Below are 263 nucleotides of genomic sequence, written 5' to 3'. Positions count from 1 at the left end.
CGTTTCAGGAAAAGTACATTTAAAAGTACCAACCAATTGGTCTGTTTCTCCGAAAGAAATCAATTTTACCATTCAGCAAAAAAACGACAAACAAATGGTGGAATTTTTAGTGAATCCGCCTAAAAATCAATCTGAAGGAAAATTAGAAGTTATAGCAACTTCTAATGGCAAGAAATTTACAAAAGAGTTGGTAGAAATTAATTACAATCATATTCCAAAACAATCGGTTTTACTAAATTCTGAAGCAAAAATAGTAAGACTAA

At 30.0% G+C, this 263-nt stretch carries 1 pseudogene; it reads left to right on the top strand.

The features are described 5' to 3' along the window. Positions 1-263: pseudogene (locus tag ACY2RT_RS15415) on the top strand (LmbE family protein); the annotation flags it as partial.

This window comes from Ulvibacter sp. 2210JD10-4 (assembly GCF_058148525.1).
Note: the sequence above shows the minus strand (reverse complement) of the source record. Positions and strands in the feature narration are given on the sequence as shown.